A 23,726-nucleotide genomic window follows, 5' to 3' on the forward strand; every position below is an offset into this window, starting at 1 on the left:
CGACATACTCAAACCTCGGGCCCGCGCGCGGCGGGATTGCGGGTGATGAACATGGCATCACCGTAACTGAAGAAGCGATAGCCCTGCGCCACGGCTTCGCGGTAGGCGGCCATGGTTTCGGGATAACCGGCGAAGGCCGACACCAGCATCAGCAGGGTCGACTCGGGCAGGTGGAAATTGGTCACCAGGGCATCGACCACATGAAAGGGACGACCGGGGTAGATAAAGATGTCGGTATCACCGCTGAAGGGCTTCAACTCACCGTCGCGCGCAGCGGTTTCCAGCGAGCGCACACTGGTGGTGCCGACAGCGACCACCCGCCCACCCCGTGCACGACAGGCGGCAACAGCATCGACCACATCCTGGCCGACCTCCAGCCACTCGCTGTGCATATGGTGATCTTCGATGCGCTCGACCCGCACCGGCTGGAAAGTGCCCGCACCGACGTGAAGCGTCACGAACGCGGTGTCCACACCCTTGGCACGGATCGCCGCCAGCAGTTCGTCATCGAAGTGCAGGCCGGCAGTCGGAGCCGCCACGGCCCCCGCCTTCTGCGCATAGACGGTCTGATAGCGCTCACGGTCCGCTTCGTCATCCGGCCGATCTATATAAGGAGGCAGGGGCATATGCCCGACACGCTCCAGCAGCGGTAGCACCGGCTCGGCGAAACGCAGCTCGAACAGGGCATCGTGACGCGCGACCATCTCGGCCTCGCCGCCACCGTCGATGAGAATCTGCGAACCGGGCTTGGGCGACTTGCTCGAGCGCACATGGGCCAGCACGCGATACTGATCGAGCACACGTTCTATCAGCACCTCCAGCTTGCCGCCGGAGGCTTTCTGGCCGAACAGACGTGCCGGAATCACTCGGGTGTTGTTGAACACCATGAGATCACCAGCATGAAGCTGCTCCAGCACATCGGTGAACTGGCCGTGGCGCAACTCCCCGCTTGGGCCATCGAGCTGCAACAGGCGACTGGCGCGACGCTCGGCCAGCGGATGACGGGCGATCAGCGACTCGGGAAGATCGAAGTGGAAATCGGCAACACGCATGATTCGGAGGGGTATTTCTGCAGGGTGGCAAAGCTTACCGGATTTCCACCTGGCCGACCACGTGAGCCTACGGCGCGTACCTGGCGATGATACGCGCCAAGGTGCCATCGACCTGCAGAGAACGAATGGCAGCATTGAATACCTCAAGCCGCCCGGCCAACTGTCGATGCAGACGCAGGCGCAGCTGAGAGCGATTGATCGTCGGCCCTTCCTCTACCTGCCAACGTGGCGCCTGTAACTGCGCATCTTCATGCTGAAGATAGCGCCACTCCAGGCGATCCAGAATACCGGCCTCACTACGCCCCTGCGCCACCAGATAGATCAGCGCTCGGGCATCGGCGCCATCGTTACGCTGAAAATACTCACTGCCGGCATAACCATAACCGCGTACCGTTGCGATCGAGCGCCCCCGCAAATCCTGCAGATGCCGGTAGGGGAAATGTCTGCCTGGCGCGAAGATCAACATTTCTTCGGTTTCCAGCACCGGCACTGTCCATAACGCCCCCGCCCCCTGATCGCCATCGCTACGCCAGCTTTTGCTCACGCAACATTCAATCTGCACTTGCCCCTCACGGAACAGCTTCTGCGTCCGCAGAGGCGGCAGCGGGTGACTGGCTTGCAGCTGCTCTGGCAATCGCTCATCCAGCGCGAGCATGAACTCGTGGAGAATGCCACTGACCCGCTGCTCGTCGACAATCCAGTACGGCACCCAGCTCTCATCGGTCACGGCGTAGGTCAGCGTCTTGGCCTGAACAACGGACGCAAATAGCAGACTGGCAACAAGTGCTCCGTACAAGACGTTGACCACTCCCCCTCCTAACATTGGACTGCCCCCGGACACTCTATGCACGTCGCGCTCAGCGCCCTTGATGACAACGGACGATTCTAGCGGTAACCACGTAATAAAAGCCGTATGCCACTAGCCGAGCCATTGGCCGTTAGTAGATCAACCAAACACTGCGCTAACGCCGATTGACCGAAGCAAGGTGCATCCCTATACTGCGCCGCCATCGTGCCCCGGTGGCGGAATCGGTAGACGCGGCGGATTCAAAATCCGTTTTCGAAAGGAGTGGGAGTTCGAGTCTCCCCCGGGGCACCACGATTCGAAGCCCGCAAGATATTGGTCTTGCGGGCTTTTTCGTATCTGCACGAACAACTCAGACAATTGTTGCAAGCATGTTGCCGATGAACTTTTTCGGCACCTCGACAAGCCCCGCAAAACCTGGCCGGCGACCTTGCTGGCGGGGGTTGGCAATTGCGCAAAAGTTAGCGTAGAGTGAACCAACTGTTTGCATGGGTCGCTGTGAATCGTGACTCTGGTGCAGCAGATCATCTAGATCCGCTACATCCCGCTCGACTTCTATTACTCCTTGCAACCAGTCTCAGCCCTCTATACTTGGAGGCTGTCATCAACTCTAGTTTCAAGGAAAAAGACATGTCGAATCGTCAGAACGGTACCGTCAAGTGGTTTAACGACGAGAAAGGTTTTGGTTTTATCACTCCCGAAAGCGGTCCGGATCTGTTCGTGCACTTCCGCGCGATCGAAGGTAACGGCTTCAAGAGCCTGAAAGAAGGCCAGAAAGTCAGCTTCGTAGCTGTGCAAGGTCAAAAAGGCATGCAGGCTGACCAGGTTCAAGTCCTGGGCTAATCGCCGCTGCTTTGAAGAACCCCTGATATCTGTCAGGGGTTTTTTTTGCCTGTCATTCCCGTCGCAGCGCCAGGTTACAGATAGCCCGCGTGCATCTTTATATCGACAGCGAAGTCGCGGTTAGAATGGCGCGCACTTTCGTCTCAGCGAGCCCATCATGCCGAAACACCAATTACGTCCGCAGGGAGACTTCCCCACTGCCGGGCTGATTCGTCGCCTGGCGGCCCTCTTCTACGATTTTCTACTCTGCGTGGCACTGATCATGGTCGTCACCCTGATCTACCAGCAGGGCATCCTGCGCCTGATTCACGGCGGCGATGCACTGATGGCCATGTCCGAGGCCGGCGCTCTGGATCATGACCCGATTCTTGCCAGCCTGGTGGTACTGTCGCTGTTCGCCTTCTTCGCCAAGTTCTGGACGCACAATGGCCAGACACTGGGCATGCAGGCCTGGGGGCTGCGCATCCAGAACGCCGACGGCAGCGCCATCGACCTGTGGCAGGCCCTGTTGCGCTTCGTGGTCGCCATCGGCTCCTGGCTCTTCGCTGGCCTGGGTTTTCTCTGGCTGCTGTGGGACAAGCAGGGGCGCACCTGGCACGACATCTATTCCGACAGTCGTGTGGTGCAACTGCCGAAGAATATTCACAAGAAGTAGCCCAGTGCAGATGCCCAAAAAAGCCGGTTCATTGAACCGGCTTTTTTCATGCCCCTGATCGCCTCAGCCAGCCCGACGCAGCAGCCACACCCCGGCCAGCGCACAGATACCGGCCGGCACCAGCACCGCCAGCAGCGGCGAGAAACCAAATACCAGGCTCGATGGGCCGAGCAGGTCCTGGGCGATACGGAAGATGAAGCCCACCAGCACACCGGTGAATACGCGTTGCCCCAGGGTAACCGAGCGCAGCGGGCCGAAGATGAAGGAAATCGCCATCAAGACCAGCGCGCCGGTTACCAGCGGCTGTAGCACCTTGGTCCAGAACGCCAACCAGTAGCGGGCGTTGTTCAGCCCCTGCTCACCCAGGTAATGGATGTACTGCCACAGCCCGGTCACCGACAGCGCTTCAGGCTCCATCACCACCGTGCCGAGCAGCTCGGGATTGAGTTCGATCTCCCAGCGCTCTTCCGACTGGTTGATCACTTCGGAACGGTCCTCATGCAGCACGGTGGTCTGCACGTTGCGCAGCATCCAGTGGCTGTCTCGGTATTCGGCGCGACGGGCGAAGCTGGAGGAAAGCAGACGACGCTCGTCATCGAAGCGATAACGCGTCACCCCGAGCAGAATGCCATTGGGCTGTACAGCGTTGATATGTACGTATTCCTGACCCTGACGGTGCCACATGCCGCGCTTGGAACTCTGCGCCGCACCGCCACCCTGGGCCAGCGCGCGATCCGCCTGGGCCTGGTTCTCGGTCAACGGTGCAACGTATTCGCCGATCAGAATGCCGGCCAGCATCAGCACCAGCATGGGTTTCATCACCGCCCAGACGATGCGCCCGATGGAGACACCCGCCGCACGCATGATGGTCAGTTCGCTGTTGCTGGCCAGCGTGCCGAGACCGATCAGGCAACCGATCAGTGCTGCCATCGGCAGCATCTCGTAGGCACGACGCGGCGCAGTCAGCAATACGTACCACAGCGCCTGACCAAGACCGTAATCACCCTTGTTCAGATCACCCAATTCGTCGATGAAGGCGAACAGCAGTGCCAGGCCGAGAATGATGCCCAGCACCGCCAGAATGGCGAAGAACACCTGGGTGCCGATGTAGCGATCCAACTTAGCCATGAGCCACCTCCGACACCGGCGCACGACGACTGGCCCACCACAGACTCAGACGCTCCCAGTACAACAACAGCATGCCAATGGCGAAGAAGATGCCGTGCACCCACCACAAGCCCAGTGCCGCAGGCAAACGCCCCTTGTCCAGCGCACCGCGCGCGGCGATCAGCAGACCGAGGTAAGCCATATAGAGGAAGATCGCTGGCAACAGTTTGAGGAAGCGGCCCTGACGCGGATTGACCCTCGACAGCGGCACGGCCAGCAGGGTGACGATGAATACCAGCAATGGCAGTGACAGGCGCCATTGCAACTCGGCCTGCATGCGCGGGTCATCGCTGCCGAACAGCTCACGGGTCGGGGTCGCCTCACGCTCGCTGGCCTCGATGGCCACTTCCGGTTTGGGCAGCAACACGCCATAGGTGTCGTACTGGATGGCGCGATAGTCGGCCTCGCCCGGCTCACCGTCATAGCGATAGCCGTTTTCCAGAATCAGATAGCGACTGCCATCTTCCTGAATTTCCTGACGACCACTCTCGGCGACCAGCACGGTAATGCCACGCTCCGAGGTGCCATCAGTGGAGAAGCGCTTCTCCGACATGAACACGCCACGCAACTCGCTGCGATCAGGCGACAGCTCCTGCGAGTAGGTCACCCGCGAACCATCGCGCAGCGACTGGAAGCGCCCCGGCACCAGAGTATCGAGTTCGGTCAGGGCGTCCTGCTCGTTGAGGATGCGCGCCACGCTGGCCACACCTTGTGGCGCCAGGCCCATGCTCAGCCAGCCCACCAGCAGCGCGACGATCAGCGCCGGCGCCATGCTGTAGGCGGTGAGGCGCTGCTGACTGACACCGGTGGCCGACAGCACGGTCATCTCGCTGTCCAGGTACAGGCGCCCGTAGGCCAGCAGGAAACCGAGGAACAGGCCCAGCGGCAGAATCAGCTGCAGGAAGCCGGGAATCCGGTAACCCATGATCAGAAACAGCACGCCCGGGTCGAGCACGCCCTGCGCAGCCTGAGCCAGGTATTTGATGAAACGACCGCTCATGATGATCACCAGCAGCACGGCACTCACCGCACTGAGGGTCACCAGCACTTCGCGGGACAGATAACGGAAGACGATCAAACCGGACGCTCCAGGGTTGTCAGGCTCAGGCGCGAGCGCTCACACTAGCCGCACCTACTTGCCGGCCCACCGCAGGGTGGACCCTCGAAAAATGGCGGCCATTATCCGTCAAACCCGACTCTTTGTCTTGGGGACAGCTCACTATGGAATTCCTCGTCAAAAGCACCCGCCCGGAAACCCTGAAAACCGCGACCCTGGTCGTCGCCATCGGTGAAGGCCGCAAGCTCGGCGACGCCGCCAAGGCCGTCGACCTGGCCAGCAACGGTGCACTGAGCGCCGTGCTCAAGCGTGGCGACATCGCCGGCAAGCCGGGCCAGACCCTGCTGCTGCACAGCCTGCCGGGACTCAAGGCCGAGCGTGTACTGCTGGTGGGCTGCGGCAAGGGCGATCTATCCGACCGTCAACTGCGCAAATTGGTTGCAAGCGTGCATGGCGTGCTCAAGGGTCTGGGCGGCGGCGATGCCCTGCTCGCCCTGGGCGAACTCAAGGTCAAGGGCCGCAACACCTACGGCAAGACCCGCCTGATCGTCGAAACCCTGGCCGATGGCACCTACCTGTTCGAGCAGTTCAAGAGCCAGAAAGCCGACCCGCGCGCCCTGAAGAAAATCACCCTGGTTGTCGACAAGGCCGAACTGGCCGACGCAGAACGCGGCCTGCAGCATGCCCGCGCCATCGCCAGCGGCGTCGCCTTCACCAAAGACCTGGGCAACCTGCCACCGAACCTCTGCCACCCCAGCTACCTGGCCGAAGAGGCCAAGGCCCTGGGCAAGGCGCATAAAAACCTCAAGGTCGAGATCCTCGACGAGAAGAAGCTCAAGGAACTGGGTGCCGGTGCCTTCCTCGCCGTGGCCCAGGGCAGCGAGCAGCCGCCACGGATGATCGTCATGCACTACCAGGGCGGTAAGAAGGACGACAAACCCTTCGCCCTGGTCGGCAAAGGCATCACCTTCGACACCGGCGGCATCAGCATCAAACCGGCCGCCGGCATGGACGAGATGAAGTACGACATGTGCGGCGCCGCCAGCGTGTTCGGTACCCTCAAGGCCGTGCTCGAGCTGCAACTGCCGATCAACCTGGTGTGCCTGCTGGCCTGCGCCGAGAACATGCCCAGCGGCCGCGCCACTCGCCCTGGTGACATTGTCACCACGATGAGCGGGCAGACCGTGGAAATCCTCAATACCGACGCCGAAGGCCGTCTGGTGCTGTGCGATACCCTGACCTACGCCGAGCGCTTCAAGCCGCAGGCGGTGATCGACATCGCCACCCTCACCGGCGCCTGCATCGTCGCCCTGGGCAGCAACGTCTCCGGCCTGATGGGCAACAACGACGCGCTGATCAAGCAGATTCTCAAGGCTGGCGAAAGCGCCGACGATCGCGCCTGGCAACTGCCGCTGTACGACGAGTATCAGGAGCAGCTTGATAGCCCCTTCGCCGACATTGCCAACATCGGCGGGCCGAAGGCCGGCACCATCACCGCCGGCTGCTTCCTGTCGCGCTTTGCCAAGAACTTCCACTGGGCGCACCTGGATATCGCCGGTACCGCCTGGATCAGCGGCGGCAAGGACAAAGGCGGCACCGGCCGCCCGGTGCCGATGCTGACCCAATACCTGCTGGACCGCGCCAAGGTCTGATCCAGCATCCGGGCCATGCCCTTGTAGGAGCGGCTTCAACCGCGATAATTCGCGATGAAATCGCGGATGAATCCGCTCCTACAACATCCAGCCCATTAGCCTCCAACCGTTGAAAACCGAATGCCCAGAATCGAGTTCTACGTCCTTTCCTCCAGCGATGCCATTGGTCGCCTGCGCGCGGCCTGCCAACTGGCGCTCAAGGCCTGGAGCGCCGGCCTGCCGGTGTTCGTTCGCGCTAGCGACGAGGCGCAGTGCGGTGAACTCGACGAACTGCTGTGGACGTTCAAAGCCGAACGTTTCGTGCCTCATGATCTGCATCGCGATGCGCCGCTGTCACCCGTGGTACTGGGCATCGACGAAGTGCCGAGTACCGAGCAGGGCGTGCTGATCAACTTAGGCAGCAGCCTGTCGCCGCATGTCGAGCGCTTTTCCCGCATCATCGAGATCGTCAATCAGCAGCCTGAACTGCTCTACGCCTGTCGCGAGAATTTCCGTACCTATCGCCAGCGCGGGTATGATCCGCAACGCGTCGAACTTTAGTGTCCGTGCACGCTCACAACACAAGTCACTCCAGCCCTTTTTCTCGCTGCACCGATGATCATGGACACCCCCAAACCTCCGCAAAAACCTGCTCAACTGCTGCACGACCTGGAGTCGATTCGCGAGCTGCTGGGCGATAACGGCAGTGAACCACCGCTGCTGATCGACTCGCTGGACCCGGACAGCATTCCGGTGCTGTCCGATATCGTCAGCGCGCCGCCTGGCCCGCCGCCGCCCTTCCATGCACCACCGACGCCCAAACCGGCATCAGCACCGCAGCCCGCTGCAGCGGCTGCCCCGAGCCAGCTGCGTGAACGCATCGAACCGCGCCTGCACGACAGTGCACGTGATCTGCAACACCTTAATGCCGAGCTGCGCGCCGCCGCCCAGTTGATCCTGCAGGACGTGATCGACGATTTCGTGCCGCAGATCGAGGCCGAACTCAAGCGCCGCCTCGAAGCCCGCCTGCCGCGCCTGCTGCTGCCACGCAAGTAGTCACCTGCCCCGCCCCAGGACCCTTTGATCCTTGGCAGCCAGACCTTCGCCCCGAGGCGGGGCTCCTACAAAACTGAAGGCTGGTCTGCCCTACAGCTCAAGGCTTATGGCTTGGCGCTCAGAAGCGGTATACTTATCGGCTTTTCCGATCAGCCGTCAAAGGGTCCCGCCGCGCATGGACAAGACCTACCAGCCGCACGCCATTGAAACCGCCCTGTACCAGAACTGGGAAGCCAAGGGCTACTTCGCCCCGCAAGGCTCGGGCGAGCCCTACACCATCATGATCCCGCCGCCGAACGTCACCGGCAGCCTGCACATGGGCCATGGCTTCAACAACTCGATCATGGATGCGCTGATCCGCTTCCGCCGCATGCAGGGCCGCAACACCCTGTGGCAGCCGGGCACTGACCACGCGGGCATCGCCACGCAGATGGTGGTCGAGCGCCAGCTTGCTGCTGAAGGTATCGGCCGCCACGACCTGGGCCGCGAGAAATTCCTGGAGAAAGTCTGGGAGTGGAAGGAGCAGTCCGGCGGCACCATCACCCGTCAGATTCGCCGCCTGGGCAGCTCGGTGGACTGGTCGCGCGAGCGCTTCACCATGGACGACGGCCTGTCCGAAGCCGTTAAAGAAGCCTTCGTACGCCTGCACGAGGACGGCCTGATCTATCGTGGCAAGCGCCTGGTCAACTGGGACACCAAGTTCCACACCGCCATCTCCGACCTGGAAGTGGAAAACCACGACGAGAAAGGCTCGCTGTGGAACCTGCGCTACCCGCTGGCCGACGGCAAGAAAACCGCTGAAGGCAATGATTACCTGATCGTCGCCACCACCCGCCCGGAAACCATGCTCGGCGACAGCGCCGTGGCCGTGCACCCGGAGGACGAGCGCTACAAGGCGCTGATCGGCAGCTTCGTCGAACTGCCGCTGCTGGGCCGTCGCATCCCGATCATCGCCGATGACTACTGCGACCCCGAGTTCGGCACCGGCTGTGTGAAGATAACCCCGGCGCACGACTTCAACGACTACGAAGTGGGCAAGCGCCACAACCTGCCGCTGATCAACATCTTCGACAAGAACGCCGCCGTGCTGGCTCAGGCCCAGGTGTTCAACCTCGACGGTAGCGTCAACGAGCAGATCGAAGCGAACATTCCGGCGCAGTTCGCCGGTCTGGATCGCTTCGAAGCGCGCAAGCAGATCGTCGCCGCCTTCGAGGCTGCCGGCCTGCTGGAGAAGATCGAAGATCACGCCCTGAAAGTGCCGAAAGGCGACCGCTCCGGCACCGTTATCGAGCCGTGGCTAACCGACCAATGGTACGTCTCCACCAAGCCGCTGGCCGAAAAAGCCATCGCCGTGGTCGAGAGCGGCGAAATCCAGTTCGTGCCCAAGCAGTACGAGAACATGTACTTCAGCTGGATGCGCGGCATCCAGGACTGGTGCATCAGCCGCCAGCTCTGGTGGGGCCATCGCATTCCGGCCTGGTACGACGATGCCGGCAACGTCTACGTTGGTCGCGACGAAGCGGAAGTGCGCGCCAAGCACAACCTCGGCGATGCCAACCTGCGCCAGGATGAAGACGTGCTGGACACCTGGTTCAGCTCCGGCCTGTGGACCTTCTCCACCCTCGGCTGGCCGCAGCAGACCGACTTCCTCAAGACCTTCCACCCCACGGATGTTCTGGTAACGGGCTTCGACATCATCTTCTTCTGGGTCGCGCGGATGATCATGCTGTCGACCCACCTGACCGGGCAGATTCCGTTCAAGACCGTCTATGTACACGGTCTGGTGCGCGACGGACAGGGCCAGAAGATGTCCAAGTCCAAGGGTAACGTGCTCGACCCGCTGGATATCGTCGACGGCATCGACCTCGAATCCCTGGTGGCCAAGCGCACCAGCGGCATGATGCAGCCCAAGCTGGCCGAGAAGATCGCCAAGCAGACCCGCGCCGAATTCCCTGAGGGCATCGCCGCCTACGGTACCGACGCCCTGCGCTTCACCAACCTGGCGCTGGCCTCCACCGGTCGCGACATCAAGTTCGACATGGGCCGTGTCGAGGGTTACCGCAACTTCTGCAACAAGCTGTGGAACGCCGCCAACTTCGTTATCGAGAACACCGATGACAAGGACACCGGCATCAATGGTGAACCAGTCGAGCTGTCGCCGGTGGATCGCTGGATCATCTCCGCCCTGCAGCGCACCGAGGCTGACGTGACCCGCCACCTCGACGCCTTCCGCTTCGACCTGGCGGCGCAAAACCTGTACGAGTTCATCTGGGACGAGTACTGCGCCTGGTACCTGGAGCTGGTCAAGCCGGTACTGTGGGACGAGAACGCGCCCATCGAGCGCCAGCGCGGCACCCGCCGCACCCTGGTGCGCGTGCTGGAAGTGATCCTGCGCCTCGCCCACCCGTTCATGCCCTTCATCACCGAAGAAATCTGGCAGCGCATCAAGGCCCAGGCTGGCGTGCAGGGCGAAACCCTGATGCTGCAACCCTGGCCGGTGGCCAATGAAGCCCGCATCGACGCCGCCGCCGAAGGTGACATCGAGTGGGTCAAGCAACTGATGCTGGGCGTGCGCCAGATCCGTGGCGAGATGAAGATCTCCATGGCCAAACGCATCGATATCATCGTTGCCAACAGCAATGCCGAAGACCTGCGTCGCCTGGCCGACTTCGAGCCGCTGCTGAGCAAGCTGGCCAAGCTGGAGTCGGTGCGCGTGCTGGCAGCCGGTGAAGAAGCGCCGATGTCCGCCACCACCCTGGTCGGTGAGATGGAAGTGCTGGTGCCAATGGCCGGGCTGATCGACAAGGACGCCGAACTGGCTCGCCTGGACAAGGAAATCGGCCGTCTGCAAGGCGAAGTGCAGCGCGTCGGCGGCAAGCTGAGCAACCAGGGCTTCGTCGCCAAGGCGCCGGCAGAAGTGCTGGAGAAGGAGCGTGCCAAACTGGCCGAGGCCGAACAGGCTCTGGCCAAGATGGTCGAGCAGCGCGGCAAGATCGCCGCACTCTGATCACCGCGCGACACCCACAGGCCCGCGCCCTAACCGGCGCGGGTTTGTTTTTTGTGGGAGGGGCTTGAGCCCAGCTCGTAGGGTGGGCTTGAGCCCACCATCGGTACTTCGGCTGAGCGACACAGCCCATCTTGCAAAGCCCATCCAATCACACACTCGACCTTTTTATGGAGAGCGCCACCCAGGCCTCTACCCCTTGTTTGATCGATCACCTGGTACACCCATGACTGCCCGCTCCCCTTCCCTGCTCGACGCCTTGCTGCCAATTGGCGTGCTCGTCGTGCTGCTCAGCCTCTCCGTTTACCTGTTCGGCGACAGCTCCTCCAGCGGCCCGAACCAGATCGCCCTGATGAGCGCAGCCTTCGTCGCCGGCCTGGTCGGCCTGAAGAACGGCCTGCGCTGGGCCGAGATCGAGGAAGGCATACTCGCCGGCATCCATATGGCGATGAAGGCCAACCTGATTCTGCTGGCGGTCGGTGCGCTGATCGGCACCTGGATTCTCGCCGGCACGGTGCCGACCATGATCTGGCTCGGCCTGAAGCTGATCAGCGCCGAGTACTTCTACCTCACCAGTTGCCTGATCTGCGCGCTCACCGCGCTGTCCATCGGCAGCTCGTGGACGGTGGCCGGCACCCTCGGCATCGGCCTGATGGGCGTGGCGGCCGGATTGGGCCTGGACCCGGCGATCACTGCCGGAGCGATCATTTCCGGCGCCTACTTCGGCGACAAGCTGTCGCCGCTATCGGATACCACCAACCTGGCGCCGGCGGCTGCCGGCGCCGACCTGTTCGCGCATATCCGCAACATGCTGCGTACCACTGTGCCGGCGCTGCTGATCGCCCTGGCGATCTTCTTCACCCTCGGCCAGCAGGCCAGCGCCGAACATGACACCAGCCGTATCGCCGAGGTGCTGAGCGCGCTGGAGGCACAGTTCAACCTCGGCTGGCACCTGCTGCTGCCAGTAGCCTTCCTGCTGCTGCTCGCGGTACGCCAGTGGGCCGCCTTCCCGGCGGTGTTTCTCGCCGCCCTGCTCGGCGCCGTATTCGCCGTGGTGTTCCAGCCGGAGGTGATGGCGCGCCTGGCTGATCCACACGCTGGCGCTCTGGCGCCGCTGAAAACGGTGTGGAGCGCGCTGTTCGCCGGCTACGAGTCAGCCAGCGGCAACGCCGAGCTGGACGGCCTGCTGTCCAAGGGGGGCATGGCCAGCATGCTCACCACCGTATGGCTGATCATCTGCGCCATGTGCTTCGGCGGCGTGCTGGAGCGCCTTGGCCTGCTGCAACGCCTGCTACAAAGCGCGCTACGTCTGGTACGCAGCGACAGCGGCCTGGTCGCCAGCACCATCACCACCACCATCGGTACCAACATCATCACTGCCGACCAGTACATCGCCCTGGTACTCCCCGGGCGCATGTACCGTGCCGAGTATGAAAAACGCGGCCTGGCGCCGACCAATCTGTCGCGCGCGCTGGAAGATGGCGGCACCCTGACTTCGGTGCTGGTGCCGTGGAACACCTGCGGTGCCTATATGGCAGCGACGCTCGGCGTGGCGACGCTGAGCTACCTGCCGTACTGCTTCTTCAACCTGATCATGCCGGTGCTGGCCATCGCCCTCGCCTACCTGCTGCCACCCAAGCCGCAGACGGCCGCGTGATCCGTTTCGGGCCGGCCAGTGCACCGGCTCGAACTCCTCATTAGGTAGCAAAGCGCTCATCTCTTTGCTCTTTTCGCTATAAAAACCCTCCCTTTTTCCAATTGTTTCAGGCATCTTCACCCGCCTGGCAGCAGCCCTCCGACACGTCCCAACCAATAAGAATCAGAGCGGAACTCCGAACATGTATGCGTTGATGGCACTCGTCTTCGTCCTCGGCTACCTGTGCATTGCACTCGAGCACCCGTTAAAGATCGACAAGGCAGCGTCCGCCCTGCTTACGGCCGTGATCGCCTGGACCCTGCTGGTTCTCGGCGCCGACAGCATCCTGCCATTGCTCGGCACCGGTACGGCTGGCGCCAGCACCAACACCCATCATGTAGTTGAGGAACTGCGCCACCACCTCGGCGAGATCTCCGAGATCCTGTTCTTCCTGATGGGCGCGATGACCATCGTCGAGCTGATCGACGCCCATGAAGGTTTCAAGGTCATCACCGACCGCATCCGTACCCACAAACGTGTGCACCTGCTGTGGCTGGTGGGGTTGATCACCTTCTTCCTGTCCGCCGCCTTGGACAATCTGGCCACGACCATCGTGATGATCTCGCTGCTGCGCAAGCTGATCGCCGACCGCCACGAGCGTTGGTTCTACGCCGGCATCGTGGTCATCGCCGCCAACGCCGGCGGCGCCTGGTCGCCGATTGGCGACGTCACCACCACCATGCTGTGGATCGGCAATCAGGTCACCGCCACCGGCATCATCACCAAGCTGTTCCTGCCGAGCCTGGTCTGCCTTCTGGTACCGCTACTGATCATGAGCTTGCGCCTCAAGGGTGAAGTGGCTGAACCGCGCATCAAGGAAAGCGCCGAAAGCCGCCGCGACCCGACCACGCCCTTCGAGCGTAATCTGGTGTTCTGCCTGGGCCTGGGTGTACTGATCTTCGTGCCGATCTTCAAGACCATCACCCATCTGCCGCCGTACATGGGCATCCTCTTCGGCCTCAGCCTGCTGTGGATCACCACCGAGATCATCCACCGCAGCAAGAACAGCGAAGACAAGGACCCGCTGTCCGTGGTCGGCGTCCTGCGTCGGATCGACATCACCAGCGTGCTGTTCTTCCTCGGCATCCTCCTGGCGGTCTCCGCGCTGTCCAGTGCCGGCCACCTGATCCAGGTCGCCACCCTGCTCAAGGACAGCCTCGGCAACGTCTACAGCATCGCCATCTCCATCGGCATCCTGTCGGCCGTCGTGGACAACGTGCCGATGGTTGCCGGCGCCATGAAGATGTACCCGCTGGTCAGCCCGGAGATGCTCGCCACCGCCGCCGCCGAGGAGCTGCCGTGGCTGAGCAACTTCGTGGTCAACGGCAACTTCTGGGAAATGCTCGCCTACTGCGCCGGCACCGGCGGCAGCTGCCTGATCATCGGCTCCGCCGCCGGTGTGGCAGCCATGGGCATGGAGAAGATCAACTTCATCTGGTACCTGAAGAAGATCAGCGGCCTGGCCTTCATCGGCTACCTGGCCGGCGCGGCCACCTACATGGCGCTCGCCGCCGTGCTCGGCTGAGCGGAGCGTCCCGCGCTGGCACGCAGAATCTGCAATGCCAGCGCCGCGACCCAGAGCACCGATATTCCGTAGTTCAGGCGCTGGTACAGGCCGAACAGCTGGCCACTGGCAACCGCCGTGGCCATCAGCCACACCGTGACGATCGCCAGCACCAGGCACAGTGCCGAGAACAGCGCCAGCCCGGGCGACTGCAACAGCCGCCGCGCCAGCACGATCCACAGGGCGCAGGCCAGCGTCAGCGAGACAAACATCAGCAGCCCCGCCAGGTTGTGCAACTGCTGCGACAGCGACGGTTGCGCCGGCGCACAGCCCTGGTCGCAGGCGAAATAGCCGGTGCCCAGGCTGCCCAGGCCATGCAGGCCGATCAGCAGCGCACTGAGCAATGCCAGCTTCGAACCAGGAAAGCGGCGCGCCACGCCCAGGCCGAAGAGAATGAACAGCAGCCCCAGCGGCAGGTTGTTGACCCAGGCGGAGAAACCATGGGTCGGTGCCCCCTGCGCGCCCAGCTCGCTCATGGCCTGCTGCAGGTGGCTGTAGCCGGGGTAGGCCAGCGCCGTCAGCGCCACGCCGAGCAACAGCCAGCAAGGAATCAGCACACCACTGCCCAGCAACACCCGATCACTCGTCTTCAGCACGACACGCTCCTTCCTTCATTCCGTCGATGACAGCGCCACCGGCAACGGTGGCAACCCGGCGACATGCTAGGCAGGCCAGGGCGCGGGCGTTACCGATTTTTTTGCAAGGCAGCTTGCACATGCGTCATCCTGTCGCGCCCCGCACACGGACGGCCAGAATGAGCAGACGCCTACCCAGCACCGCCGCACTACTGGCCCTGGAAGCCGCCGCTCGCCACCAGAGCTTCGCCCGCGCCGCCCAGGAACTGTCGCTGAGCGAAGGCGCGATCAGCCGGCAGATCGCCAAGCTGGAAGACTTCCTCGGCGTGCGCCTGTTCCACCGCGTCGGCAACCGCGTCGAGCTGTCCACTGCCGGTGCCGGCTACGCCACGCAGATGCGCACGCTGCTGGCCGACATCGAGCGCCACACCCGGCAACTGACCCAGCGCGCCAGCGCCGACAGTGCCCTGGAGATCGGTGTTCTGCCGACGCTGGCCAGCCGCTGGCTGATCCCGCGCCTGGTGCACTTTCGCCAGTTGCACCCGGATATCCAGATCAACCTGCGCGAGCGCACGCAGCCGTTTTCCCTGGCGGACAGCGAGTTGCACGCGGCGATCCATCATGCCCACCTCGACTGGCCGGGGATGCAGGTCCAGGCCCTGTTCGAGGAACCGCTGATCGCCGTCTGCCACCCGCAGCTGGCGGCCCGGCCGGCTGGGCAGATGCCGCTGCTGCACAAGCACGAGAGCCCCTTCGGCTGGGCACGCTATGCCGAGCTGAGCGCCTTGGCGCTGGCCCACACGGACCAGGGCCCGGTGTACGACCGCTATGCCCTGCTCATCGAGGCCGCCAAGGCGGGCATCGGCATGGCCCTGGTGCCGCGCCGCTATGTCGAGCAGGACCTGGCCGATGGGCGCCTCAGCGCGCCCTGGCCGGTGCTGGCGGAACTGACCGAGCGCTACGTGCTGGTCACCCGCCCCAATGCCGAGTCACCACCTGCGCTGGCGCTGTTCCAGGCCTGGCTGCTGGAGCAGAGCGCCACACGCTAGTCGGCACGCCGCGAAGTGACCCAGGCGCCCCAGAACAGGCTGGAGAAGAACCGCTGCGCCGGGCCGAAGCCGCTGTCGTCGAGCAACTGCTGCACCTGTGCCTCGCTGCGGGGTGGATCGGCCCCCTGCAGGATCGTGCCCAGCTTGACCTTCACCTCCTCCGGCGTGGCCCCCTGCTGTCGCCAGCGCTGCGCCCAGACCTTGAGCAGGAAGGGCTGCTCGGCATACGCCTGGTGGTTGCCCGCCAGCACCAGAGGCGCGCCGGGCTCGAGCCGCGTGGCGATCGAGGCGAGCAGTTGCCGCTTGGCCCGATCCCCCGGCACGTGATGCAGCACGCCGATCAGGGTGGCGGCATCGAAGCGCGCGGCGGCGGGCAGCTCATCGACCGTCCCCAGCAGCAACTCGCAACAGCCCAGCAGCCCCCTGGCAGTCAGTTGCTCGCGGGCCAACGCCAGCATCGGCGTGGAGGGGTCGACCGCGACGAAGCGGCAGGCGGGTAGCAAGCCGGCAAGGGTGATGATCTCCTGCGCGCCACCGCCAACCCCGGCGACCAGCACCCGCGGCTGCGCCGTTTGCTCCAGGCACGTCGCGAGCACGCAGGCGCCCAGCTCATGGCAGGCGTCGTAACCGGCCAGGGCGATTCTGCTCTGGCGGGCATATTCCTCGGCCCGGGACGCGTCGAACTTGTCCGCACCCGGCATGCGGCTCTGCTCCATCCCGGCTCTCCTCTGTGGCTGGCGTCAGCCTAGAGCGAGCCGGGCAATAATAAAAATTCATATTTATCATCCAGTGCATTCCCATGAGGAATTCACCTCTTACCCCCTGTGCCGCGAGCAGCGTCACGCTGATATAGTCCCCCGATCAATCCCGGCCCGACGTGGACACCCAGCGCATGGACGTGAGCAAGACCAAGACCAGTTTCTACCGCCGCCTCTACGTCGCCTGGCTGATCGACAGCGGCGCCGCGACCAGCGTGCCGGCGCTGATGGAGGCCACGGGCATGCCGCGACGCACGGCGCAGGACACCCTCTCGGCGCTGGTCGAACTGGACATCGACTGCCAGTTCGCCCAGGGCCAGGGCGAGCGCAACAATGCCGGGCAGTACCTGATCCGCGACTGGGGGCCGATCGACAAGCGCTGGATCGCCGGCAACCTGCAGCAGATCAAGACCACGCTCGGTTATCCCTGAAACAATCGCTCCGTGCTTTCTGGAGCTGCGATGAATCCCGATCTTCTCTGGGTGCTCGGCCTGCTGGCCGGCGCCATTTCCCTGTTCGTCATCGGCAAGCCACGCATGGACGTGGTCGCCCTGCTGGTGCTGGTCGCCCTGCCGCTGACCGGTGTACTCGACCTGCAGCAGACCCTGGCCGGCTTCAGCGATGCCAACGTGATCCTCATCGCCGCGCTGTTCGTCATCGGCGACGGCCTGGTGCGTACCGGCATCGCCTATCGTCTCGGTGACTGGCTGGTGGCCAGGGCCGGCAGCAGCGAGACGCGCCTGCTGATCCTGCTGATGCTGGCCGTGGCCGGCCTGGGTTCGGTGATGAGTTCCACCGGCGTGGTCGCCATCTTCATTCCCGTGGTGCTCGGCGTCGCCGCTCGCCTGCGCCTTGCGCCGGGGCGCCTGATGATGCCGCTGGCCTTCGCCGGGCTGATCAGCGGCATGCTGACCCTGGTGGCGACGCCGCCGAACCTGGTGGTGCACGCCGAACTGCGACGCGCCGGCCTCGCGGGCTTCGACTTCTTCACCTTCACCCCGATCGGCCTGGCCATCCTCCTGCTCGGCATCGGCTACATGCTGCTGGCCCGTCGCTGGCTGGTGCGCACCGAGGCCGGCGGCAATGCCGAACCGCCGCGCCTGACCCTGGCCGACCTGGCCGAGCGCTATCGCCTCGGCGAGCGCGAGCGGCGCCTGCGTGTGCGGGCGGACTCGCCGCTGGCCAACCAGGTGCTCAACGAACTGCAACTGCGCCGTGAGCACGGCATCAACGTCATCGCCATCGAGCGCCGGCAACGCCTGCGTACCCTGCTGCTGATGGCCAGCGGCAACACCCTGCTGGAGCCCGGCGATGTGTTGCTGGTGGATATCGCCAGCCCGGCCATCGGCCTGCTCGGCAGCTACCAGGCCCTCGGCCTGGAGCCCATGCCGCTGCCGCACTCGTATTTCAGCCTGCACGCGCATGAGCTGGGCCTGGCCGAGGTGGCGCTGCCGCCGGAGTCGCAGCTACCGGGCAAGACCATCCAGGAGCTGGGCTTTCGCTCGCGGCACAAGCTCAACGTGGTCGGCCTGCGTCGCCAGGGTGGCGCCCTGGAGGGGCTGCTGGTCGATGAGAAGCTCAAGGCCTCCGATACCCTGCTGGTGGCGGGCGCCTGGCGCGATATCCACCGCCTGCAGGGGCTGAGCCGCGATTTTCTGGTGCTCAGCCTGCCAGCCGAGGTCGCCGAGGTGGCACCGGCGGCGCGCAAGGCGCCCTATGCCCTGCTCAGCCTGGCGGTGATGGTGCTGCTGATGGTCAGCGGCCTGGTGCCCAATGTGCAGGCCGCATTGATCGCCTGCCTGCTGATGGGCGCGTTTCGCTGCATCGACCTGGACAGCGCCTATCGCGCCATTCACTGGCCGACGCTGATTCTCATCGTCGGCATGCTGCCCTTCGCCCAAGCGCTGCAGCAGACCGGCGGTGTCGAACTGGCCGTGCAGGGCCTGGTCGGCGGCCTGGGCGATGCCGGACCACGGCTAATTCTCGCCAGCCTGTTCGTGCTTACCGCAGTGATCGGCCTGTTCATCTCCAATACCGCCACGGCAGTGCTGATGGCGCCCGTGGCGATCGCCACCGCGCAGGCGCTCGATGCCTCGCCCCTGCCGTTCGCCATGACCGTGGCCCTGGCCGCCTCGGCCGCCTTCATGACGCCGATCTCCTCGCCGGTGAACACCCTGGTGCTTGGCCCCGGCCAATACCGCTTCGGTGACTTCGTGCGCATCGGCGTACCCTTCACCCTGCTGGTGATGATCGTCAGCGTGGCGCTGGTGCCGCTGATCTTTCCGCTCTGAGGTGTCTGCGGTGCGCACGGCGCACCCTACAAATCGCAACGGCCACGGACGTAGGGTGCGCCGCGCACCAGCTTCCCTTGTCCCGAATGCAGTGCGTGCCCGGCCCGACTGTGGGAAAATCCGCGCCCCAATCGCTAGATACCCGGTCATGCCCCAGCCGCCGAAACGCCCGCGCAAGCCCACCCCTGCCGCCGTGAAAACCGCGCCGAGCAAGGGCGAGCTGCACCCTCGCAACCGTCACCAGGGGCGCTACGACTTTCCCGCGCTGATCAAGGCAAGTCCCGAGCTGGGAGACTTCGTCATCAGCAATCCCTATGGCAAGCCGAGCATCGACTTCGCCAACCCGGCAGCGGTCAAGGTGTTCAACCGCGCGCTGCTGGCGCAGTACTACGGCATCCGCCACTGGGATATTCCCGACGGCTACCTGTGCCCACCGATCCCGGGCCGCGCCGATTACCTGCACAACCTTGCCGACCTGCTGGCGAGCAACAACGACGGGCAGATTCCCCACGGCGAGAAGGTGCGAGCCCTGGATATCGGCGTCGGCGCCAACTGCATCTATCCACTGATTGGTCGCTGCGAATATGGCTGGCAGTTCATGGGTACCGACATTGCCAGCGAAGCACTGGCATCGGCACGTGCCATCGTCGCTGCCAACCCGCAACTGGCCGGCGGCGTCGAGCTGCGCCAACAGGCCAATGCCGAACACATCTTCCTCGGCCTGCTGCAGGCGCAGGAGTATGTCGATCTGAGCCTGTGCAATCCACCCTTCCACTCCAGCGCCGCCGAGGCCACCAGCGGCAGCACGCGCAAATGGCGCAACCTGGGCAAGCTCGACCCCAAGCGCAAGCTGCCGGTGCTCAACTTCGGTGGCCAGGCGGCCGAGCTGTGGTGCCCAGGTGGCGAGGCCGCCTTTCTCAAGCGCATGGCCAGCGAAAGCGCGCAGGTGGCCGAGCAGGTGTTGTGGTTCAGCAGCCTGGTCTCCAAAGGCAGCAACGTGGAATTGCTACAAGGCTGGCTGGCCAAGGCCGGGGCAATCGAGGTACGCATCCTCGGCATGTCCCAGGGGCAGAAGCAGAGCCGCCTGGTGGCCTGGACCTTCAAGAATGCCGAAGAGCGCAGCACTTGGAGCAAGAGTCGCTGGCGCTGAGCCGGCCAATTCAGCCAGGTAGGGCTTACCGGGCGGCGTTCCGTTCGCGCAGCAGTACGCCAACGCAACCCGCCAGCCACTACCAATGGCGGACTGTTCGCTTGGACTCCTGAGTCCGCCCTACGCTCTGAGTCCGCCCTACGGCGCCGTTACCAGGGCAACCAGCCGCCCAACGCCAGCCAGAGCCCGGCCACCGTCATGCTTAGCAACGTCACCGGCACGCCGCTGCGCGCATAATCGACGAAGCCAAGCCTGACGCCCTGACGCTTCGCCCCTTCGGCGACGATCAGGTTGACCACGCTGCCAATCAGCAGCAGGTTGCCGGCCAGGGTCGACATCACTGCCAGGCCGATCAGCACCGAATGCGACAGCTCCGGCATCAAGCCCAGCAGCAATACCACGAAGGGCACGTTGCCGATCAGGTTGCTCGCCAGCAGCGACGAGGTCGCCAGCGAAATCACGCCCTGCGGCAACAGGCCATGCTCGGCCAGCCAGGTCGCACCTTGCGCCAGCTGCGGCAACTGCAACGCGGCGCCGCTGACCAGGAACAAGCCCACGAACAGCAGCAGCAGGTTCCAGTCCACCTTGTTCACGTAATCGCGGCTGTCCACCCGCCGCGACACCATCACCAGCACCGCGATCAGCAGCGCTGATAGCTCGCGCGGCAGCGCCGTGGCGAACAGCGCCAGCAGCGCCAGGCTGGCCAACAGTGGCTTGAGATAGCTGTGCGCGCCGTAGATATGCTCGACCGGCGTATCGTCCGCGGCCAACGGCCTGGCCTCACCCCAACGATGGCGCCACTGCAGCCAGATCACCGCGTAAACGATGGCCATCGCGGCCACGGCGGGTGGCCCGGCCACGGCCACATAACCCCAGAAATCCAGAGCGCCGGCCTGCCCAATGAGTATGTTCTGCGGGTTGCCGATCAGGCTTGCCGCCGACCCCGCGTTGCACGACAGCGCCAGCGCCAGCAAAAACGGCCGTGGCTCCAACCCACGCAGGTGCAGGCTGCGGCACAGCAGCGGGGTCAGGGCGAAGGCGACGATGTCGTTGACCAGCACCGCCGAGAGCAAGCCGCCCAGCAGCACCACGCCCAACAGCAGCACTGCCGGGCGCTCGGCATGCTCGGTCAGGTAGCGGTTGAGCCAGGCATATACCCCGGAAAAATCGAACTGCGCGGAAATCAGCATCAGCGCCAACAGCAGCAACAATGCGCCGGGGTCGAGATGATGGGCCGCGTCTTCCATGCTCAGCGCACCGCTGACCAGCAACAGCACTGCCGCGCAGCAGGCGATCCAGCTGCGGTCGATGCGCAGGCCGCGAACGCCGCCGGCAGCCATGCCCAGGTAGGTGAGAAGGAACAGGCCGATGGTCAGCCAGGCAGCGGAGGTCATGCGCGATTCACCCGAACGGATGCATGTGAGAAGGAGCGGACTCTAGCGATGCCGAGGCGGCGCGGGAATAGCGCGGGCAAATTTTCCTCAATGGCCGGGCTGCGCCAGGTAAGCCTCTACGCGAGCCTGATAAGTCGCTGATTCGCGCTGACGCTGAACCTCGCTCCAGATCCGCTCGGCCAACTCGGGGTCACGCGCCAGCAGCGCGTTGGAAAGCATCAGGTAATAGGGCTTTTCCTCGAGCAGCTGCGGCAGTTTTTCCACCTGCCGAGCCAGTTGCGGGTTGGCTTGCAAGATGAAATCACCGCGCATGGTCTGCAGGGCGACAGCATCGACTCGGCCGTGCACCAGCATCTGCAACAATGCCAGTGGGTCGCGGCTTGACTCGTCCACCTCCAGCCCGTGGGCCAGCAACAGATCGCGAATGGAAAAACCGCTGAGCGAGCCGACGCGGCCTGTCACATGAGTGAAACGCTGGCCATCCCAGGACACCGCGCTGCCGATGCGGCGATACAGGGTATAACGCGAGGTGTGCAACCGCCTGAGCGCATCCGGGCGGCCATCAGCATCGCTGGGGTACCGGCCCATCTGCAGGCGCTCGGTTTTGAAGCTGGCGGCGAAGGCGCCGTCGTAGAGCCCCTGCTGCATCCCTGAAAGGCAGCGTTTCCAGGGCACCGCCACGTATATCACCTGCAGTTTTAGCGCCTGCTGTACCAGGTCGAGCAGCTCCAGATTGAGTCCTGTGCCATCGGTCATCACCCAAGGGTAGGCGTTCTGATCCTCATGACAGAACGTCAAGGTCGGCTGGCTGCCATAGCAGGTGCCGGCCAGCAGCCAGAGCAGGCAGTAATGCAGCGCTTTGTGCAAAAAACAGACTCCATCACCGGAATGCCTGACGATGGGCATTCGATCCGCGGTTTATCACCGACTTCTTGTCCTGTAAGCATAGGCATACTCACCCAAAGCCGTCTGCAGCACCTGGGGCAACACCTTGCAAACGACTCCCCGGCACAGAGTGAAAGCCAGGCGCTAGGCTTGAATCATTCCACTGCCTCGTATGCGGGAGCATGACTGGGATCAAAAAGGCAAGACGATTAAAGTGCCATCATCCTGTTGCCCGAGCTGTCGAGGACTACAGATGCGCCACGGCCTGCTGATTGTGCTGTTTAGCCTGCTCTGCTGCGGCCCTCTTGAGGCCGTCGAGACACCTTTGCTACGTATCAGCGCCGGGGAATGGCCGCCCTATCTGTCCGCCAGGGTCGAACACCAGGGACCGGTGGCTCATCTGATCAGCGACCTGCTGGCCGAGGAAGGCTATCGCGTCGAGTTCACCTTCCTGCCCTGGCCACGCGCCTACGCCGAAGCCGCCGCCGGCCGCTATGACGCCACGGCGGTGTGGATGCACAAGGCCGAGCGTGAGGCAGACTTTCTCTTCAGCGCCCCACTGCTCAATGAACAGTTCGTGTTCTTCCATCTGAAAACGCAGCCCTTCGACTGGCGGCACTTCGATGATCTCAGTGGCATGACCCTCGGCGGCGGCCTGGAATATAGCTATGGGCCGGCGTTCGATGCCTTCCTCGCCAAGGAAAAAGTGCGCATCGAACGCGTCTCCAGCGACCGGCAGAACTTCGAGAAACTGCTCAAGGAGCGTGTGGTGCTCTACCCGCAGGAGCTCAACGTCGGCTATGCCGCGCTGCGTAACGAGTTCTCCAGGGAGGACGCCGAGCGCATCACCCATCACCCCAAACCGCTGCTGGTCAACCTCAGCTATCTGATGCTGCCCAAACGCCTGACGCAGAGTGAAACGCTACGCGAGCGCTTCGACGCACGGCTGCAGCAGTTTCGCCAGGATGGCCGTTACCAGCAGTACTTCGACGCCCTACAGGCCGGCCACTACCAACCCGTGCCGGAGCAGGCCAGCCCGTAGCCCGGATGCAATCCGGGGCAGCGCTAGCAGAGATTCCCGGATTGCATCCGGG

At 63.8% G+C, this 23,726-nt stretch carries 21 protein-coding genes and 1 tRNA gene; 14 read left to right on the forward strand and 8 right to left on the reverse strand.

The window, feature by feature from the left end:
- Positions 1–8 precede the first annotated feature (8 nt).
- Together queA and JWV26_RS04400 are read right to left on the reverse strand one after the other, a co-directional pair.
- A complete protein-coding gene (queA, locus tag JWV26_RS04395) occupies positions 9–1,052 on the reverse strand; it encodes a tRNA preQ1(34) S-adenosylmethionine ribosyltransferase-isomerase QueA (RefSeq protein ID WP_206418478.1) in 1,044 nt (347 codons plus the stop codon).
- A 67-nt stretch (positions 1,053–1,119) separates the two neighbouring features.
- On the reverse strand, positions 1,120–1,860 hold the full coding sequence (locus JWV26_RS04400) for a substrate-binding periplasmic protein (protein WP_206418479.1): 741 nt from the start codon (positions 1,858–1,860) through the stop codon (positions 1,120–1,122).
- A gap of 206 nt (positions 1,861–2,066) precedes the next feature.
- Here JWV26_RS04400 and JWV26_RS04405 point away from each other — a divergent pair.
- The 3 genes from JWV26_RS04405 (at position 2,067) to JWV26_RS04415 (ending at position 3,355) form a co-directional block, all read left to right on the forward strand.
- Positions 2,067–2,151: transfer RNA gene (locus tag JWV26_RS04405), tRNA-Leu, on the forward strand.
- A gap of 336 nt (positions 2,152–2,487) precedes the next feature.
- A complete protein-coding gene (locus JWV26_RS04410; protein ID WP_003459665.1) occupies positions 2,488–2,700 on the forward strand; it encodes a cold-shock protein in 213 nt (70 codons plus the stop codon).
- A 157-nt stretch (positions 2,701–2,857) separates the two neighbouring features.
- Positions 2,858–3,355 (forward strand): RDD family protein, encoded by a 498-nt coding sequence (locus JWV26_RS04415; protein WP_074917808.1) that lies wholly within the window; start codon positions 2,858–2,860, stop codon positions 3,353–3,355.
- 63 nt (positions 3,356–3,418) lie between these two features.
- On the opposite strand, the gene lptG is transcribed toward JWV26_RS04415, so the two are convergent.
- Together lptG and lptF are read right to left on the reverse strand one after the other, a co-directional pair.
- Positions 3,419–4,483, reverse strand: coding sequence for an LPS export ABC transporter permease LptG (lptG, locus tag JWV26_RS04420; RefSeq protein WP_206418480.1), 1,065 nt, complete (start codon positions 4,481–4,483; stop codon positions 3,419–3,421).
- Positions 4,476–5,600: an LPS export ABC transporter permease LptF gene (lptF, locus tag JWV26_RS04425; RefSeq protein ID WP_072426077.1), complete on the reverse strand. Its 1,125-nt coding sequence runs from the start codon at positions 5,598–5,600 to the stop codon at positions 4,476–4,478. Before lptF ends, lptG begins: the two co-directional genes overlap by 8 nt.
- A gap of 143 nt (positions 5,601–5,743) precedes the next feature.
- On the opposite strand from lptF, the gene JWV26_RS04430 reads away from it, so the two are divergent.
- From JWV26_RS04430 to nhaD, 6 genes are all read left to right on the forward strand, one after another.
- Positions 5,744–7,231: a leucyl aminopeptidase gene (locus tag JWV26_RS04430; RefSeq protein ID WP_079782963.1), complete on the forward strand. Its 1,488-nt coding sequence runs from the start codon at positions 5,744–5,746 to the stop codon at positions 7,229–7,231.
- Positions 7,232–7,351: 120 nt separating this feature from the next.
- Entirely contained in the window at positions 7,352–7,771 is a 420-nt protein-coding gene (locus tag JWV26_RS04435) for a DNA polymerase III subunit chi (RefSeq protein ID WP_206418481.1), read from the forward strand.
- A gap of 60 nt (positions 7,772–7,831) precedes the next feature.
- Positions 7,832–8,266 (forward strand): DNA polymerase III subunit chi, encoded by a 435-nt coding sequence (locus JWV26_RS04440; RefSeq protein ID WP_206418482.1) that lies wholly within the window; start codon positions 7,832–7,834, stop codon positions 8,264–8,266.
- Between the two features lie 175 nt (positions 8,267–8,441).
- Positions 8,442–11,273, forward strand: coding sequence for a valine--tRNA ligase (locus JWV26_RS04445; protein WP_206418483.1), 2,832 nt, complete (start codon positions 8,442–8,444; stop codon positions 11,271–11,273).
- Between the two features lie 223 nt (positions 11,274–11,496).
- A complete protein-coding gene (gene nhaC, locus JWV26_RS04450) occupies positions 11,497–12,927 on the forward strand; it encodes a Na+/H+ antiporter NhaC (RefSeq protein ID WP_206418484.1) in 1,431 nt (476 codons plus the stop codon).
- A 181-nt stretch (positions 12,928–13,108) separates the two neighbouring features.
- Positions 13,109–14,491, forward strand: coding sequence for a sodium:proton antiporter NhaD (gene nhaD / locus JWV26_RS04455; RefSeq protein WP_206418485.1), 1,383 nt, complete (start codon positions 13,109–13,111; stop codon positions 14,489–14,491).
- Here nhaD and JWV26_RS04460 read toward each other — a convergent pair.
- Complete coding sequence (locus tag JWV26_RS04460; protein WP_093053467.1) at positions 14,461–15,123, reverse strand: DUF998 domain-containing protein; 663 nt, start codon at positions 15,121–15,123, stop codon at positions 14,461–14,463. The genes nhaD and JWV26_RS04460 overlap by 31 nt on opposite strands.
- A gap of 161 nt (positions 15,124–15,284) precedes the next feature.
- On the opposite strand from JWV26_RS04460, the gene JWV26_RS04465 reads away from it, so the two are divergent.
- Complete coding sequence (locus tag JWV26_RS04465) at positions 15,285–16,154, forward strand: LysR substrate-binding domain-containing protein (protein ID WP_093053334.1); 870 nt, start codon at positions 15,285–15,287, stop codon at positions 16,152–16,154.
- On the opposite strand, the gene JWV26_RS04470 is transcribed toward JWV26_RS04465, so the two are convergent.
- Positions 16,151–16,870: a class I SAM-dependent methyltransferase gene (locus JWV26_RS04470; protein WP_093053337.1), complete on the reverse strand. Its 720-nt coding sequence runs from the start codon at positions 16,868–16,870 to the stop codon at positions 16,151–16,153. The genes JWV26_RS04465 and JWV26_RS04470 overlap by 4 nt on opposite strands.
- Before the next feature lie 176 nt (positions 16,871–17,046).
- On the opposite strand from JWV26_RS04470, the gene JWV26_RS04475 reads away from it, so the two are divergent.
- The 3 genes from JWV26_RS04475 (at position 17,047) to rlmF (ending at position 20,353) form a co-directional block, all read left to right on the forward strand.
- On the forward strand, positions 17,047–17,343 hold the full coding sequence (locus tag JWV26_RS04475; RefSeq protein ID WP_047590726.1) for a winged helix-turn-helix domain-containing protein: 297 nt from the start codon (positions 17,047–17,049) through the stop codon (positions 17,341–17,343).
- Positions 17,344–17,373: 30 nt separating this feature from the next.
- On the forward strand, positions 17,374–19,203 hold the full coding sequence (locus JWV26_RS04480) for an SLC13 family permease (protein ID WP_206418486.1): 1,830 nt from the start codon (positions 17,374–17,376) through the stop codon (positions 19,201–19,203).
- 148 nt (positions 19,204–19,351) lie between these two features.
- Positions 19,352–20,353, forward strand: coding sequence for a 23S rRNA (adenine(1618)-N(6))-methyltransferase RlmF (rlmF, locus tag JWV26_RS04485; RefSeq protein WP_093053343.1), 1,002 nt, complete (start codon positions 19,352–19,354; stop codon positions 20,351–20,353).
- 149 nt (positions 20,354–20,502) lie between these two features.
- On the opposite strand, the gene JWV26_RS04490 is transcribed toward rlmF, so the two are convergent.
- Both JWV26_RS04490 and JWV26_RS04495 read right to left on the reverse strand, forming a co-directional pair.
- Positions 20,503–21,747 (reverse strand): SLC13 family permease, encoded by a 1,245-nt coding sequence (locus tag JWV26_RS04490; RefSeq protein WP_093053346.1) that lies wholly within the window; start codon positions 21,745–21,747, stop codon positions 20,503–20,505.
- An 87-nt stretch (positions 21,748–21,834) separates the two neighbouring features.
- Positions 21,835–22,614: a substrate-binding periplasmic protein gene (locus tag JWV26_RS04495; protein WP_093053350.1), complete on the reverse strand. Its 780-nt coding sequence runs from the start codon at positions 22,612–22,614 to the stop codon at positions 21,835–21,837.
- Positions 22,615–22,885: 271 nt separating this feature from the next.
- Here JWV26_RS04495 and JWV26_RS04500 point away from each other — a divergent pair, with 271 nt between their 5' ends.
- Positions 22,886–23,674: a substrate-binding periplasmic protein gene (locus JWV26_RS04500; RefSeq protein WP_072426088.1), complete on the forward strand. Its 789-nt coding sequence runs from the start codon at positions 22,886–22,888 to the stop codon at positions 23,672–23,674.
- The last annotated feature ends 52 nt before the right edge of the window (positions 23,675–23,726 follow it).

Source organism: Ectopseudomonas toyotomiensis, from assembly GCF_017167985.1.
In the GTDB taxonomy this organism is placed as follows: Bacteria; Pseudomonadota; Gammaproteobacteria; order Pseudomonadales; family Pseudomonadaceae; genus Aquipseudomonas; species Aquipseudomonas toyotomiensis.